15 protein-coding genes and 1 pseudogene are annotated in these 15,771 nt (G+C 66.5%); 4 read left to right on the top strand and 12 right to left on the bottom strand.

The window, feature by feature from the left end; genetic code table 11:
- Position 1: 1 nt before the first annotated feature.
- From AB0J47_RS03845 to AB0J47_RS03815, 7 genes are all read right to left on the bottom strand, one after another.
- On the bottom strand, positions 2 to 928 hold the full coding sequence (locus tag AB0J47_RS03845; RefSeq protein WP_364340176.1) for an inositol monophosphatase: 927 nt from the start codon (positions 926 to 928) through the stop codon (positions 2 to 4).
- Positions 910 to 1,596, bottom strand: coding sequence for a hypothetical protein (locus AB0J47_RS03840; protein WP_364340174.1), 687 nt, complete (start codon positions 1,594 to 1,596; stop codon positions 910 to 912). Before AB0J47_RS03840 ends, AB0J47_RS03845 begins: the two co-directional genes overlap by 19 nt.
- Complete coding sequence (locus tag AB0J47_RS03835; protein ID WP_364340172.1) at positions 1,597 to 2,493, bottom strand: hypothetical protein; 897 nt, start codon at positions 2,491 to 2,493, stop codon at positions 1,597 to 1,599.
- A gap of 339 nt (positions 2,494 to 2,832) precedes the next feature.
- Positions 2,833 to 3,099: a YciI family protein gene (locus AB0J47_RS03830; RefSeq protein WP_364340170.1), complete on the bottom strand. Its 267-nt coding sequence runs from the start codon at positions 3,097 to 3,099 to the stop codon at positions 2,833 to 2,835.
- Positions 3,096 to 3,605 (bottom strand): transcription antitermination factor NusB, encoded by a 510-nt coding sequence (gene nusB, locus AB0J47_RS03825; RefSeq protein ID WP_364340168.1) that lies wholly within the window; start codon positions 3,603 to 3,605, stop codon positions 3,096 to 3,098. The genes AB0J47_RS03830 and nusB overlap by 4 nt, the downstream gene beginning before the upstream one ends.
- Before the next feature lie 34 nt (positions 3,606 to 3,639).
- Positions 3,640 to 4,203: an elongation factor P gene (gene efp / locus AB0J47_RS03820; protein ID WP_364340710.1), complete on the bottom strand. Its 564-nt coding sequence runs from the start codon at positions 4,201 to 4,203 to the stop codon at positions 3,640 to 3,642.
- A 47-nt stretch (positions 4,204 to 4,250) separates the two neighbouring features.
- Positions 4,251 to 5,378, bottom strand: a complete 1,128-nt coding sequence (locus AB0J47_RS03815; RefSeq protein WP_364340166.1) for a Xaa-Pro peptidase family protein — start codon at positions 5,376 to 5,378, stop codon at positions 4,251 to 4,253.
- Positions 5,379 to 5,532: 154 nt separating this feature from the next.
- Between AB0J47_RS03815 and AB0J47_RS03810 the strand changes: the two genes are divergently transcribed.
- The 4 genes and pseudogenes from AB0J47_RS03810 to aroB all read left to right on the top strand — a co-directional run bounded on the left by AB0J47_RS03810 (position 5,533) and on the right by aroB (position 9,364).
- A complete protein-coding gene (locus AB0J47_RS03810; RefSeq protein WP_364340164.1) occupies positions 5,533 to 5,988 on the top strand; it encodes an A24 family peptidase in 456 nt (151 codons plus the stop codon).
- A gap of 82 nt (positions 5,989 to 6,070) precedes the next feature.
- Positions 6,071 to 7,264: a chorismate synthase gene (aroC, locus tag AB0J47_RS03805; RefSeq protein ID WP_364340708.1), complete on the top strand. Its 1,194-nt coding sequence runs from the start codon at positions 6,071 to 6,073 to the stop codon at positions 7,262 to 7,264.
- Positions 7,261 to 7,779, top strand: a pseudogene (locus AB0J47_RS03800) (shikimate kinase); the annotation flags it as partial. The gene aroC and the pseudogene AB0J47_RS03800, both read left to right, overlap by 4 nt.
- Before the next feature lie 412 nt (positions 7,780 to 8,191).
- Positions 8,192 to 9,364, top strand: a complete 1,173-nt coding sequence (gene aroB, locus AB0J47_RS03795) for a 3-dehydroquinate synthase (protein ID WP_364340162.1) — start codon at positions 8,192 to 8,194, stop codon at positions 9,362 to 9,364.
- Between the two features lie 257 nt (positions 9,365 to 9,621).
- On the opposite strand, the gene AB0J47_RS03790 is transcribed toward aroB, so the two are convergent.
- The 5 genes from AB0J47_RS03790 to alaS are packed head-to-tail and all read right to left on the bottom strand — an operon-like array spanning position 9,622 to position 15,747.
- A complete protein-coding gene (locus tag AB0J47_RS03790) occupies positions 9,622 to 10,104 on the bottom strand; it encodes a B-4DMT family transporter (protein ID WP_364340160.1) in 483 nt (160 codons plus the stop codon).
- Positions 10,105 to 10,150: 46 nt separating this feature from the next.
- Positions 10,151 to 10,963 (bottom strand): shikimate dehydrogenase, encoded by an 813-nt coding sequence (locus tag AB0J47_RS03785; RefSeq protein ID WP_364340158.1) that lies wholly within the window; start codon positions 10,961 to 10,963, stop codon positions 10,151 to 10,153.
- A gap of 4 nt (positions 10,964 to 10,967) precedes the next feature.
- Positions 10,968 to 12,551: an endolytic transglycosylase MltG gene (locus AB0J47_RS03780; RefSeq protein WP_364340156.1), complete on the bottom strand. Its 1,584-nt coding sequence runs from the start codon at positions 12,549 to 12,551 to the stop codon at positions 10,968 to 10,970.
- Positions 12,548 to 13,081 carry a Holliday junction resolvase RuvX gene (gene ruvX / locus AB0J47_RS03775; protein ID WP_364340706.1) on the bottom strand — a complete coding sequence of 178 codons (534 nt, stop codon included), beginning with the start codon at positions 13,079 to 13,081 and terminating at the stop codon, positions 12,548 to 12,550. The genes AB0J47_RS03780 and ruvX overlap by 4 nt, the downstream gene beginning before the upstream one ends.
- A complete protein-coding gene (alaS, locus tag AB0J47_RS03770) occupies positions 13,081 to 15,747 on the bottom strand; it encodes an alanine--tRNA ligase (protein WP_364340154.1) in 2,667 nt (888 codons plus the stop codon). The genes ruvX and alaS overlap by 1 nt, the downstream gene beginning before the upstream one ends.
- Between the last annotated feature and the right edge of the window lie 24 nt (positions 15,748 to 15,771).

Genomic DNA, 15,771 nt, shown 5'->3' with positions numbered 1-15,771 from the left:
CTCAGCCCGGCAGCCCCGTCACACTGACCTCGGCGGCGGCCTTCACCAGCAAGGCCAACTCCGGCAGCATCTCGGCACTGGCTGCAATGAAGTTCACTTCACCGCCGGGGAGGTCGAGGTGGTCATTGAGCGGAGCGCCGTCGAAATCGGTGATGTGGATACCGGACTCGCGGGCCAGCAGGGTGCCTGCGGGCAGATCGACCAACCCCGCTCGGTAACCGACGAATCCGTCGATATCGCCGCGACTCAGCATGACCCAGCACAACAGCGGCGACCACAGTTGGATCAGGCGACGGGAACCGGATTCCAGGGCCAGGCGCAGGGCGCGTGCCGTGGTGTCGCTGCGGGTCACCGGATAACCCTGCAACCAGGCCAGGGTCGGGGCGGATTCGGAGGTACGGTGCGGCGGTCGCCAGAGTGGGCCGTCCGGACCCGTCGCGCCGGATCCGCGCACGGCGGACCAGGCGCGGTCGGCCAATGGTTCATGGACAATGCCGAGCATCGGAATTCCGTTGTGGCACAGGGCGATACCGATTGTGCATACGGGCAGGCCGATGGCGATATTATTGGTTCCGTCGAGCGGGTCGACGACCCAGCACCAGGAATCGTCGACTCCCTGCAGCCCGGATTCCTCGGCGAGGATGCGATGGTGTGGGAATGCCCGGCGGATATGGCCGACGATGATATGTTCCGCACGCAGGTCCAGATCGGTGACCAGATCACCGCTGGCGTCCTTGGTGCGGACCGTGAGTGATCCGGCCAGACCCTCCCGAATCGCTCGACCCGCCTCGATCGCCGCCCCTCTGGCAACCTCGGCAGCGGTCATCAGGACGGTCTCCAGCCGGTCGAAGGGGCTGATCGGATCCGGATCGCCCAGCGCCGGACCATCCGGTGGCAATACCAGGTTCGCTACGTCGCCTGCTCGCATCGGTCCTCCAGTTGTTCCGGCAGGGTGGGCTCCTGCAGGTGGTCCAGCACCGTTTGCGCGGCACGGCGGGTTTCGATCGGGCTGCAACCGGTTCGGTGCACCCAGTGGTCGACGGTGGCGAAGGTGCCGAGGGATCGGTCCGGTCGGCCGCGGCGAACCTCGCCGAGCACCACGGTGGCCGCCTCACCGCGCACATCGGAGAGGTGAAATACCCCGTGCGGCAGGGTGTATACCTCGCCTGCACGGAAATGTTCACTGGATCGGGTGCGATAGCGGACCAGACACTCCGTCGCACGCACTACATCACCGTCGGCGCCACTATTGATTTCGAAGATACGATGGGTCGCCCGGTCCGCAGAGCTTTCCACTTCGAGTATCTCGTTGCCGACCTCGCCGTACAAGACGACGCTGAGCAGATCCCAGCTGTGCGCGTGCATCGCCGAGGTCGTCGGATGCGACCGCAGCCCATCGGTCCAGACGTGCACGCAGACGCCGAGGCCACCGCCACGCCACGCGGGAAAACACAAGAACCCCAACGGATGCCGGACCGCGCCGACCTCGGCGCGACCGTCGAGCACCGCAGTCATGAGATCGCGCGCCCAGCCTCGGACCGCGGGCCCCGCCGCATCGGAGCCGATCAACTTGCGTAGTCGCGCGTAGTCGTTCATTCAGTACGGATTCCTCGGCTGCAGTGCGCGTCGCACGATATCGGCGACATCGCGATCGGTATAGGACGCCGGTAGCGCGAGACCGAGCAGATCGAATAGCGCGCGGGTCTGATCGACCGACGGCTCGTCGGCGAGCGCGAGTTCCTCGCTGCGACTCAGCGGCACCTGTCTGGCCTGCTTGAAACTGGCCACGAGCTCCCGGTTGAAGTCCCGGTAGTAGGGCTTGTCCCGTTCGAACATCAGGGCCGGAGTATTCGGATTGTCCTGCGTGACAATGACACAACTCGACGAGAGGTCCCAGCGGAAGGTTGTCATCACCATCGAGAGCCCGACATCGATGGTCAGGAAGGTGAACCGCTGCCGGTACCAGCAGGCCGCGAGCACCGTCGCGAAGGACTCCTTACGGGTCCGCTCGGTGGTCCACAATTCGCCGGTGCGGTCGGCCTCGGGTACCAGCGAGGAGCGGAACTGCGCATAGGTCTTGCACAACGGTTCATTGGTCGGATCCAGCACCTCCACCTGGATCCGCAGCGGACGCTGTTCGCGGCGTGCGTTCTCCACACACTCCCGCAGCGTCACCGCACGCAGATAGGTTCCGGTGCCGCCCTTGAAAAGCCACTGTTCGGTACCGCGCCGGGCAAGTGTATGCGCGTGCCCGATCTCGGGACCGTAGAGCAACTGCACCGAGGTCGTATCGCGAATGGCCTTGGCCGACAAGTGCCGATCGCGCAGCAGCGTAGTGGCCAGCAGGCCGAGCACCAGCAGAATGACCGCGTTGATCAGATCCGAATCGAACAGGCCGATATCGATCAGCGATATCACGCCGAAAATCACCGCGAGCACCAACGCGACGAGACCGTCGATATTGTTGCGCAGCCAGATCAGAACCCGTCCCATACGTTTTCGGCCTCCCCAAGGGTTTCCCCCCAGGATAGGTGCACCCGGCTACGACGGCGTATCGATTGGCGAGTCCATTGCAACCGTGACCGGCCATGTGGTACCGGTCACATCGGCTTGACCTCGAGTGCGGTTGAGGAATCAGGATCGGACAGGTGTCACGGTTCGGATGCGACATCTCGCTGCGAATCCGGCACACCCGAGTCCGCGGGCCGTCGGAGTGGACGGCTCGTGGTTCGCTCCCGCTGGGCCCGTACACCCACCAGCGGGAGCGCGGGCGGGTGCCGAAACGCGAACAGCCGCACACCTTTTGAGGTGTACGGCTGTTTCCGTTGTCGATCAGGCGGAGACGGCGATCTCCCACTCGTACACGGTCAGCTCCGAGGAACCTGTGGTGTGCACCGGGTCGGTGAGCGCGATTTCCCTTGCGGCTTCGAGACTTTCGGCATGGATCACGTACGCACCACCGGTGCCGTCGGTGAACCGCCCGCTCTCCACCAACTGCCCGCGCTCGAGCAACTCGTTGAGGAACCGCCTATGCGGTTCGATCACGGCCGGGTCGAACGACGGCTTACGCATCGCCATGACCAGGTACTTGTTGATCACTCCTGTGACTCCGGACGCGGCGCCCTGGTCGCAGCGGCGGCCGCGCGCACCTGCGGGGCGACCAGCACGACCTGGCCGAGCACACCGTTGACGAATCCGGGCGAATCGTCGGTGGACAGCTCCTTGGCCAACTCGACCGCCTCGTCGACGGCGACCACCGGCGGAACATCGTTGGCGTGGAACAACTCCCACACCGCGATCCGCAGGATGGCCCGGTCGACGGCGGGCAGCCGGGACAGCTCCCAATCCTTGAGGTAGGACTCGATGGTGCCGTCCACCCGATCCAGATCGTCGGCGACGCCCTCGACCACGGTGCGGGTATAGGGGTGCACCGGGGCGACCGCCTGATCCTGGGTCGCCAGCTCGGCCCGCTCGGTGAGCAGGTCGGCCGCGTCCACATCGCGGGCCTCCGCCTCGAAGAGCAGATCGACCGCCCGGCGGCGGGCCTTGTGGCGCGCGCCGAGCTTCTTGAACGTGGACTTCTTGTCTACGGGCTGTTCCGCCACAACAGTCATTATCCCTGTTCGCCGCGACCGGCGATCAGGCGTTCACGCGGCCGAGGTAGCTGCCGTCGCGCGAATCGATGCGCAGCTTGTCGCCGGTATTGATGAACAGCGGGACCTGCACCTCGGCACCGGTCTCGAGGGTGGCGGGCTTGGTGCCGCCGGTGGAGCGGTCGCCCTGCAGGCCGATATCGGTGTGCTGCACCTCGAGCTCGACGGTGACCGGCAGCTCGACGTAGAGCGGCGCGCCCTCGTGCGTGGCGACCTGCGCCACCATATTCTCCAGCAGGAACCGCGCGCCCGGGCCGATGGTCTCCTCGGAGATGGAGATCTGGTCGAAGGTCTCGCCGTCCATGAAGACGTAATCCGAGCCGTCGTGGTACAGGTAGGTCATATCGCGACGGTCGACGGTAGCGGTCTCCACCTTGACGCCCGCGTTGAAGGTCTTGTCGACAACCTTGCCGGACAGCACGTTCTTCAGCTTGGTCCGCACGAAGGCAGGGCCCTTACCCGGCTTGACGTGCTGGAATTCGACGATCTGCTGGAGCTGACCGTCGATCTTCAGCACGAGGCCGTTCTTGAAGTCGCTGGTGTCCGCCACTGTTCTCGGATCTCCTAGTTCTGGATATGCGGTCTCGGTGACCGGCGTCATTCGACGACGGTCAGGTCTTTGCTGGTGTTGGTGAGCAGATCCGGGCCCCCCTCGCGCACCACGAGCGTGTCCTCGATCCGGACGCCGCCGCGGCCGGGGAAGTACACACCTGGTTCGACGGTCACCGCCACGCCAGACAGAAGTGTACCGGTTCCGGTTTTGGCGATTCCCGGCGCTTCGTGGATCTGCAGTCCGACACCATGTCCGAGACCGTGCACGAACAACTTCCCGTGCCCGGCCTCCTCGATCACCGCACGCGCCGCCGCATCCACATCGGCGACCTGTGCGCCGGGCTTCAGCGCCTCGCGTCCTGCCCGCTGCGCCGCCTCGACCAGCGCGTACACCTCCCGATGCCAGTCGGACGCGGCGCCGAGTACGAAAGTGCGGGTCATATCGGAGTGGTAGCCGCCGACCACAGCGCCGAAGTCGATCTTGACGAAATCGCCGGTGGCCAGGATCGCCCCGGTTGGCCGGTGATGCGGGATGGCGGAGTTCGCGCCGGTCGCCACGATGGTCTCGAAGGCGACCGCATCGGCGCCGTGTTCGAACATCGCCCATTCCAGATCCCTGGCGACCTGACGTTCGGTACGACCGGGGCGCAGGCCGCCGCGTTCCAGCAGCGTCGCCAGCCCAGCGTCACCCGCGGCGCAGGCGGCACGCAACTGTTCGATCTCGTAAGCGTCCTTGACCATGCGTAGCTGTTCGACCAGCCCCGGAGTGGCGACGAATTCCAAACCGGTCTTCTGCTCGATCAATCCGCGATGCTGGTCGACGGTGACGATATGGCTCTCGTAACCGACCCGGCCGAGCTGCCACTCCCCCGCGAGCTCCACGATGCGTCGGGCGGTGGCCCTGGCGATTTCGGCGCGCAGGTCGGGCACCTGCTCGACGACCTGGCTCAGATAACGCCCATCGGTGCCGATCACGGTGCGTTCTTCGGAATTACGGATATCCCAGGAGGTCACCAGCAGTGCGGCGTTGGACCCGGTGAAGCCGGTCAGGTACCTGATGTTCACCAGATCGGTGACCAACAGCGCGTCGACCTCGTTCTCCACCAGCAGACTGCGCAGTGCGCTACGGCGCCCCGCGTAGTCGGGCCCAGGGCCCACGTGATCAGCAGACATGTCTCAAAACTACCGCCGACACGCCGTAGATCCCGCATAAAACACCGGTCTAGCGGTATTCGAGCGAGGCGATCGATGTTCACATATTGATCGGTTATCCCCAATCCGGAATCGGGGGCTGCTTCCGCGACCGGGACGGGCGAGGCTGAATGCCATGTCCCCCATCGTTTTTGCCCTGCTGGCGGCCTGGTGCTCGGCGCTAACCGCCTTCGATATCCAGCAGCGTCGACTGCCCAATGCGCTCACCGCGTCCGGTGCGGTGATCATCTTCGGATATGCGCTGTTCGCAACACAATTCACAGCCGCGGTGGTCGGTTCGGTCCTATTGACGACGCCATATTTATTGGTGCACTTGATCTCACCGCCCACACTCGGGGCCGGTGATGTGAAACTGGCCGTCGGACTGGGCGCGGTCGCTGCCCTCGGCGGTGCGCAGGTTTGGGTGCGGGCGGCGCTCATCGCACCGATTCTGACCGCGGCATTCGGGCTCGCCGTGTTGGCCCACGGGCGGATTCGATCCGGCGCTGACCGCGCCGGACCGCATCCGCTACCCCATGGGCCGGCCATGTGTCTCGCGACGGTGCTGAGCCTGGCGGCGGCGTATGGCTAGTCGATGTCGTGGCGCGGCCGTGCCGGTGATCACGGCGGGCCACGTGCCGGAGCACCCGCGCCGACATGGGAAGATGGACAGCGTGTTGCGCTGGATAACTGCCGGAGAATCCCATGGTCCCGCTCTTGTCACCATCCTCGAGGGGATGGTGGCCGGTGTCGAAGTGACATCCGACGAGATCTCCGCACAGTTGGCGCGCCGTCGGCTCGGGTACGGGCGCGGCGCCCGGATGAAGTTCGAGGCCGATAAGGTCACCATCATCGGCGGGGTGCGGCACGGGCGCACCATGGGTGGTCCGGTGGCCATCGAGATCGCGAACTCCGAATGGCCGAAGTGGACGACGGTCATGTCCGCGGACCCGGTGGATGAGGGCGAACTCGCCGATCTGGCCCGCAATGCACCGCTGACCCGGCCGCGACCCGGCCATGCCGACTACTCGGGCATGCTCAAGTACAACTTCGACGACGCCCGCAATGTATTGGAGCGCGCCAGCGCCCGCGAGACCGCCGCGCGGGTGGCGGCGGGCACGGTCGCCAGGAACTTCCTGCGCCAGGCCTTCGGCGTCGAGGTCATCTCGCACGTCGTCTCGATCGGCACCGCCGCCAACACCACCGGCATCGTGCCGACCGCCGCCGACCTGGCCGCGATCGATGAGAGTCCGGTGCGCGCGTTCGACAAGGACGCCGAGGCCGCGATGATCGCCGAGATCGAGGCCGCGAAGAAGGATGGTGACACCCTTGGCGGTGTGGTCGAGGTGGTCGTGGACGGGCTACCGGTCGGATTGGGTTCGTTCATCAGCGGCGCGGATCGGCTTGATTCGCGACTCGCGGGTGCACTCATGGGGATTCAGGCGATCAAGGGCGTCGAGGTCGGCGACGGTTTCGAAACCGCGCGCCGTCGCGGCAGCCAGGCACATGACGAGATGAAGCCGGGACCGGACGGCGTGCTGCGCTCGACCAACCGAGCCGGTGGTCTCGAGGGCGGTATGACCAATGGCGAGCCGCTGCGCGTGCGCGCCGCGATGAAGCCGATCTCGACGGTGCCGCGCGCGCTGTCCACGGTCGATATGACCACCGGCGAGGAGGCCGTCGCCATCCACCAGCGCTCGGATGTCTGCGCCGTGCCCGCCGCGGGTGTGGTCGCCGAGACCATGGTCGCGCTGGTTGTCGCGCAGGCCGCGCTGGAGAAGTTCGGCGGAGATTCGCTGGTCGAGACCGTCGATAACATCACCAGCTACGTCAAGCGCATCGGCACCCGACCACACGTTCCGCAATGATCGTGCAGTCCGATCCGCGCGCACCGCGCGTGGTGCTGGTCGGACCGCCGGGGGCGGGGAAGTCGACGATCGGCCGCAAGCTCGCCAGGGAACTCGGTGTCGAGCTCTACGACACCGATGCCGGAATCGAGCGCGAGACCGGACGCACCATCCCGGAGATCTTCGCCGAGGACGGCGAACCGGAATTCCGCCGGATCGAGGAGCAGGTGGTGCGCCGCGCCATCCTCGCCGAACGCGGTGTCGTCTCACTCGGCGGTGGGGCCGTGCTGTCCAACGACACCAGGGCGCTGCTGCGCAATCGCACCGTGGTGTATCTGGAAATCAGTGTGGCCGAAGGACTTCGGCGCACCGGCGCGAGTACCCAGCGACCACTGCTCAACGGTGCGGATCCGGGTGCGAAATATCGGGAGCTGATGCGCAAGCGCAGACCGCTGTACCGGGAAGTCGCGACGGTGCGGGTGCGCACCGACGGTCGCAGTCCGGGCCGGGTGGTGCGGATGATCATGGCGAAGTTGGGCATGGAATCGGTGCTGCCACAAGAATCGGAGCCCGATTCGAGCGAAACCGCGTCGACGGGCACAGCACCGAAACCGCAGGGCAGCAATAGATCTCGCGCCCGCCGAGCCGCCAGGGCCCGTGCGGCCGCCCGTCGCCGGGCAGCAGCAGCACAGACGGATGGCACCGACTCCGCGGCAACCGAGCGGATCAAGCCCACCGGCAAGATCACCGCGGGCAACCGGATCACGACCGATACCGCCACAGTCGACCGCCCGAAGCCAACCGGCAAAATCACCAATGGCCGCGCCGGTTCCGAAGGATCCGGCGACCCGGCAACACCTGGAAGCCGGTCCCGCCGCACCCGGGCCCGGCGCGCCCGCGCGCGAGCGCTCAAACAAACAGCACGCACAGAATCGGAGCCGAGTACGCATGAGTGAGCGAAGCGAGCGACCGGTCAGCCCCGCTGACCATCCGACAAGCCCGACCGAGCCCAGTCGCATCGAGGTCCGCACCGCCGATCCGTATCCGGTGATCATCGGCCGCGGCCTACTCGGTGAGCTCGTCGAGTCGGTCGTCGGCGCAACCACCGGCGTGCGCACCGTCGCGATCTTCCATCAGCCGCCCCTTGCCGAAACCGCCGAGGTGGTGCGCAAGGCCTTGGCCGACAACGGTATCGACGCGCACCGCGTCGAAATCCCGGATGCCGAGGCCGGTAAGGATCTGGCCGTGGCCGGGTTCTGCTGGGAGGTGCTCGGCCGCATCGGCCTGACCCGCAATGACGTCGTGGTATCCCTCGGTGGCGGGGCGGCGACCGATCTGGCCGGCTTCGTCGCCGCCACCTGGATGCGCGGGGTGCATATCGTGCATGTGCCGACCACGCTGCTGGCCATGGTCGACGCGGCCGTCGGCGGTAAGACCGGTATCAATACCGAGGCGGGCAAGAATCTCGTCGGCAGCTTCCACGAACCGGCCGCGGTGCTGGTCGATCTGGCGACCCTGGAAACGGTGCCGCGCAATGAGATCGTCGCCGGTATGGCCGAGATCATCAAGGCCGGTTTCATCGCCGACCCGGTGATCCTGGACTTGGTGGAGCGCGATCCGGAGGCCGCACTCGACCCGACCGGCGACGTGCTGCCCGAACTGATCCGCCGCGCCATTCAGGTGAAGGCCGATGTTGTCGCAGCCGATCTCAAGGAAGCCAGCCTGCGCGAGATCCTCAACTACGGCCACACTCTCGGTCACGCCATCGAGCGCCGCGAGCGCTACCGCTGGCGGCACGGTGCGGCTGTCTCGGTCGGTCTGGTCTTCGCCGCCGAACTCGGCCGCCTCGCCGGACGCCTCGACGATGCCACCGCCGACCGTCACCGCAGCGTCCTGGCCAGCGTCGGCCTGCCGACCAGCTACGACGCCGACGCCCTCCCCCAACTCCTCGACGCCATGCAGACCGATAAGAAGACCCGCTCCGGCGTTCTGCGCTTCGTGGTCCTCGACGGCCTCGCCAAACCCGGCCGCCTCGAAGGCCCCGACCCCACCCTGCTGGCCGCCGCCTACTCGGCCATCGCCAGGGAGGACAGCGACAGTAGTGGCGCGATCCTGCTGTAGTCGCGAACATTGCAGCGGCGCATCCGAGTCGGGTGCGCCGCCTCGCATCACGATCTCGGCACATCTGCCGACGACATCCCGACCGGCTGCACGGGCGCTGAGCAACCCGTCCTCGTCGAACATGGGCTCGGTGAACAGACCGGCCGAACCCGCCCGTCCCCGGGACGCGAACAGGATTGCGGCCCATCCGGAAAACGAAGGCGACCCTCCGGCCGTATCAGCCGATGAGGGTCGCCTCCAGTCGAATACGTGAGCGGCTACGCGGGAGTCGCCGCGGCGCCAGGTGCCTGAGGTGTAGGCCGATCAGCGGACTTGTTGATCTGGCGATCGGCAATGATGCGGCCGATGCCGATGCCGATAAGACCTGGAATGAAGACCAGCAGGACGATGAAGGACGCGCCCGCCGTCATTTCGAACAACAGGCCGTTATCGCCGAGATCGAACCGGGGCAGCCAGTCGAGCAGCCACGAGACCGCGCCGCTACCCAGACCTGCGGCGACCGCGGTTTTCAGCCAAAGGATGGTCAGGTCGGAGCCGTGCTCCGAATCCGGATGGACCTCACGATCCTTGCGGCCATCCAACACACCCCAGAACACCACCGCGACAAGCAGCACCACCAGGCACAGCGGTCGCATCCAACTGCCCTGGGTCGGCCAGTACACCATCGCGAATCCCAGCGCGGCACGCAGGAAAACGACCAGCGCACCGAGCCCAATGGCCCGCAACACCCAACCATTCATGGTCAACACCATAGCCTCGAGTCGGCCGGATCCAAATGAGAACCGGTTACAGATTTATTGCCGCGGCCATTTCCGCGTGCGGAGCCGGGCGGCCGGTGAACTGTTCGACCTGCCCATAGGCCTGGTTCAGCAGCATCTCCAGCCCGCCGACCACAGTGTGCTCGGCCCGCGCGACCGCAACGGCCAGCGGCGTCGGCCACGGATCGTAGATCGCGTCGAGCACCACGGGGGCCGCGGCCACCGCTTCGGCGACGACCGCAGCCGCCTCGGCCGGGATCGTGCTCACCACAGCACCGGCATCCGCGCACGCCGCACGCAATGCGTCTTTGTCGAAGCCGATCACGGCGGTAGTCATACCGAGCCGCTCGGCAAGATCCACGGCGTTGCGTGCCCTTCCGGCATCGCGGGCGACGACGGTCACCGTCTTCGCACCGAGTTCGGATAACGCGAGCAGCGCCGGACGTGCGGTCCCGCCCGCACCGAGTACGACGCCCTCGGTCAACTCGCCGACGCCAGCACCGCGCAACGCGCCGAGCACCCCGTCGACATCGGTGCAGTCGGCACACCAACCCTCCGAGCCGATCCTAACCAACGTATTCGCCGAGCCCACCAGTACCGCACGCTCCGTGCGTTCGCTCGCATATGCCAGCGCGACCTCTTTACCCGGCATGGTCACCGAAAGCCCGACCCATTCCGGCCCGAGCCCATCGACCAGACCGGGCAACTCCTCGGCCGAACATTCGATGCGCTCATAGGTCCAGTCGAGCCCGAGGGCACGGTAGGCCGCCAGATGCAGCTGCGGCGACCGCGAATGCGCGATCGGCTTACCGAGCACGGCCGCCTTGCGCGTTGTCGGCATCGCCTCACCGCCCACTGTCGAGAATTCCGCTCTGCCTGGCCTTTTCGATATTGCGCAGATGTTCGCTGTAGCTCTCGGTGAACAAAGTGGTCCCCTGTTTGTCGACGGTCACGAAGTACAACCACGTCCCCGGCTCCGGATTCTCCACGGCGCGCATCGCATTCAACGAGGGCGCGGAGATCGGAGTCGCGGGCAGTCCCGGCATGGCGTAGGTGTTCCACGGCGTGCGCTTGCCGCGGTCGGCGTCGGTGGTCGCGACTTCGGTGCGGTCCAGCGCGTAGTTCACCGTCGAGTCGAACTGCAGTGGCTGGTTGGCCTCGAGCCGGTTCACGATCACCCGCGCCACTTTGCCCATATCCTGCGGCAGCGCTTCGCGTTCCACCAGCGAGGCGGCGATCAAGGTCTGGTACGGATTCAGCTTCGTCTCCGCGCCCGACTGCAACAGACCGGTCGACTCGTAGCTGCGCGAACTCGCACCCACCAGCTGCTTCAGGATCTGCTCCGGCGTACCGCTGGGATCGAAATCCCAGGTGCCCGCGGCGATCAGCCCCTCCAGCTGCCTGCTGCGGTCGGGCACGTCACGCACCCGCTGCTCCGCCCAGCTCGGCACGCCGAGGGCGGTCAGATCCGCGCCCGCACCGGCGGCATCGAGCTGGTCGTAGGTGATGCACTTCTGATTCGTACCGGTGCCGACACAGCTGGCGTCGGCGATCTTGCGGTAGATGCCGTCCTTGCGCGAGCCGGTATTCACATCCTGCTGGTCGTGCAACTGCCGTCCCTCGGAGACGACCAGATTGCCGACCCGGGAACTCTTGCCGAGTAGCGCCGTCACCGCCTGCGTGGACGGGCTGTGACTCGGGATCGCGTAGTAGCCGGGCTGCACCGAATTCATATTCGAATTGCGCACGGCCGCCTGGAAGAAGGCTTCGCTGCTCGCGACGACGCCCTTCTTCTGCATCTCGTCCGCGATCTGGTTCGAGGTGTCGCCGGAATGCACCTGCACTACTACCAGCGGTCCCACTGGACCCGCGAAATCCTCGGGCGCGCCGAACATCTTGACCACTTTCATCCCCGCGAATACCGCGGCCCCGGCGAACAGCGCCACGAACAGCGCACCGATCAGCCACAGATTCCGGCGGCGCTTCTTGCGCTCGGCCGCCTTGCGCGAGGCAGCCCGGGACCGTCGGCCGCGCGAGGGCGCGCTGCGCTGACGCTCGGAGCGGGACTCCGCACGCTCCTCCTCTCCCCGACTCCCGCCGCGCTCGGACCTGCCGCGGCCGGAGCGCGCGGACGCGGCACCCGAGCGCCCGCCACCCAACCCGTCACCGCGGGACCGCCGCGGCGGCGCACCCTCGGCCCGCTGTGGACGGCCGCGCCGGGGTTCGTCGCCGCGCTCGGCTCGCTGCGGGGCCGCGCGCCGCGAACGCTCGGCCGCGAGTGCCTCGTCGTGATCTTCGTCGTCGGTGTAGCGCGGAATGACCGTGGTGTCGTCGTCGTAGTCCTCCCATGCCTGGTCGTTTCGCCGGTAACGCCGTTCAGCCTCGCGCTGACGGAAACGTTCCTCGGCTCGCGTCCATCGATCCGTCATGCACCGTCTCCGGACTCAGACGCCGCTTCGGCCGACTTCAACACCGCACTCCGTTCGTCCAACCATCCTTGCAGGATCGCTACGGCGGCCGCCTGATCGATCACCTGCCGCTGGCCACGCGCGCGAACTCCACTGTCCCGCAATGCACGTGCAGCTGACACCGTAGTCAAACGTTCGTCGGAAAGTCGGATAGGCACGGGTGCTATGACTGCGCGCAAACGCTCCGCGAATAGCATCGCCGCATCGGCGGCAGTGCCTTTTTCCCCGCGCAATGTCCGTGGCAGACCGACGATGACCTCGACGGCCTCGTACTCCCGCACAATTTCGGCAATTCTGGAAATGTCGCTTGCCGGTCCAGGCGCGCGCTTATTCGGCTTCGCGCGCGCCACCGTTTCCACGGGCGTGGCGAGCATGCCGTCCGGGTCGCTGGAGGCGACCCCGATTCGGACACTGCCGACATCGATACCGATCCGCCTGCCGCGGCCGGGATCGGTGTCGGGCGAGGGACGATGACTCTCCGAGTCGCCCATCACCCGGCCAGTTCGGCCACCCGAGCACGGACCGAGGCCAGACCCACTTCGATACCCGAGGGGTCCGAACCCGCACCCTGCGCCATCTCCGGCTTGCCGCCACCGCGACCGGAAATGCTCGGGCCGAAGCTGGCGACCAGATCTCCGGCCTTGAAGCCGAGATCCTGCGCGCTCTTATTGACCGTCACAACGAAGGGCACCTTGCCATCGGCATTGCCGAGCAGCACCACGACTGCCGGCTCGGTGCCGAACCGGCCACGGATATCGGTGGCGAGGGTGCGCAGGTCACCGGCGGTGACGCCTTCGGGTGCGGCGGCGGCCACCAGCAGCACGCTGCCGACCCGCTCGGCCTCCGCGACGAACTTCGCCGCCGATGCGAGCACCGCGGCGATCTTGGTGCGCTCGAGCTCCTTCTCGGCCACCTTCAGCCGCTCCACGAGCTGCTCGACGCGCGCGGGCACCTCCTCCGAAGGCACCTTCAGCGAGGACGCGACACCGGCCAGCAGCGCACGCTCCTTCGCCAGATACTTATAGGAGTCCAGGCCGACGAAGGCCTCAACGCGTCGCTTGCCGGAACCGATCGCCGATTCGCCGAGCACGGTGATCGGGCCGATCTGCGAGGAATGCTGGACGTGCGTACCACCGCACAGCTCCATCGAGAACGGTCCGCCGATCTCCACCACGCGCACCTCGTCGCCGTAGTTCTCGCCGAACAGCGCGAGCGCGCCCATTTGCTTGGCCTTGGGCAGATCGGTGACGAAGGTGTTCACCGGGAAGTCCGAGCCGACCGCGTCATTGGAGACGGCCTCGATATCGGCCTTCTGCTGTTCGGAGAGCTGGCCCTGCCAGTTGAAGTCGAATCGCAGATAGCCGGGCTTGTTCAGCGAACCGGCCTGCACGGCGTTCGGACCGAGCACCTGCCGCAGCGCGGCATGCACCATATGCGTGCCGGAATGGCCCTGGGTGGCACCCTGGCGCCAGGCCGGATCGGCCTGGGCGAGTACGACATCACCCTCGGTGATCTGGCCCTGTTCCACCGTGGTCTTGTGCACCCACAGCTTCTTGGCGATCTTCTGCACATCGTTGACGCGCAGCTTGAGGCCCTGCGCCGTAATGGTGCCGCGATCGGCGATCTGACCACCGGACTCCGCGTAGAGCGGACTGCGGTCCAGAATGACCTCGACGTCCTGGCCGATGGTGGCGGTCGGCACCCGCACGCCGTCGGCGATCAGGGCGAGGACGTGCGCTTCGGAGGTCAGCTCATCGAAGCCGGTGAATTCCGTTGCGCCGCGGTCGACCAACTCCTTGTAGATGGACAGGTCGGCATGTCCGTGTTTGCGCGCCTGGGCATCCTCCTTGGCCATCTTGCGCTGTTCGGCCATGAGCGAGCGGAAGCCCTCCTCGTCGACCGACAGTCCGGCCTCGGCCGCCATCTCCAGGGTCAGCTCGATCGGGAAGCCGTAGGTGTCGTGCAGTTTGAAGGCGTCCGAACCCGGAATTGTCTTGCCGCCCTTGGCCGCAACCTCGTCCACGGCGTCGGCGAACAGCCGCGAGCCGGTGTTCAGAGTCTTGAGGAACGCCGTCTCCTCGCCCACCGCGACGTTCTCGATCCGCGCGAAGTCGGTGGCCAGTTCCGGATACGACGGCGACATCAGCTCACTGACGACCTTCATGAATTCGCCGATCACCGGCTTGTCCGCACCGAGCAGCCGGGCCGAGCGCACGATCCGGCGCAGCAGGCGGCGCAGCACGTAGCCACGGCCCTCATTGCCCGGGTTGACGCCGTCGGCGATCAGCATGGCCGAGGTGCGGGCATGGTCGGCGATGACGCGGAAGCGCCGGTCGTCCTCGTGTTCGACACCATAGGACCGGCCGGTCAACTCCTCGGCCTTATCGATGATCGGGCGCAGCAGGTCGGTCTCGTAGACGTTGTCGACGCCCTGCAGCAGCAGCGCGATGCGCTCGACGCCCATACCGGTATCAATGTTTTTCTTCGGCAGCGATCCGACCGGCGGGTAGCCGAGCTTGGGGCTCTGCTCACCGCGGATGTCCTGCATGAAGACCAGATTCCAGATCTCCAGGTAGCGGTCCTCGTCGGCGACCGGACCGCCGTCCTTGCCGTATTCGGGGCCGCGGTCGTAGTAGATCTCCGAACACGGGCCGCCCGGACCGGGCACGCCCATATCCCAGTAGTTGTCCTTGCCGTCGCGGAATTGGATCCGCTCCTTCGGGATGCCCGCGACCCGGTGCCAGATCTCGGCGGCCTCCGGATCGGATTCGTAGGCCGTCACCCAGATCCGCTCGGGATCGAAACCGTAGCCGCCGTCCTCCTGCGACTTGGTGATCAACTCCCAAGCGAGGGTGATGGCGTCCTGCTTGAAGTAGTCACCGAAGGAGAAGTTGCCCGCCATCTGGAAGAAGGTGTTGTGCCGGGTGGTGACGCCGACCTCTTCGATATCGCCGGTGCGGACGCATTTCTGCACACTGGTCGCGCGCGGGAACGGCGGCGCCTCCTGGCCCAAGAAATACGGCTTGAACTGAACCATGCCCGCGTTGACGAACAACAGGGTCGGGTCGGCCAGGATCAGCGAGGCACTGGGCACCTCGGTGTGTCCGGCACGGACAAAATGGTCCAGGAATCGCCGTCGGATCTCGTGGGTCTGCACAGATATCCAGCCTACCGGTGTCCC

The organism is Nocardia sp. NPDC049737 (assembly GCF_040674755.1).
GTDB lineage: Bacteria > Actinomycetota > Actinomycetes > Mycobacteriales > Mycobacteriaceae > Nocardia.
The sequence above is the reverse complement of the archived record's forward strand: the minus strand, read 5'-3'. Positions and strand labels throughout refer to the sequence as shown.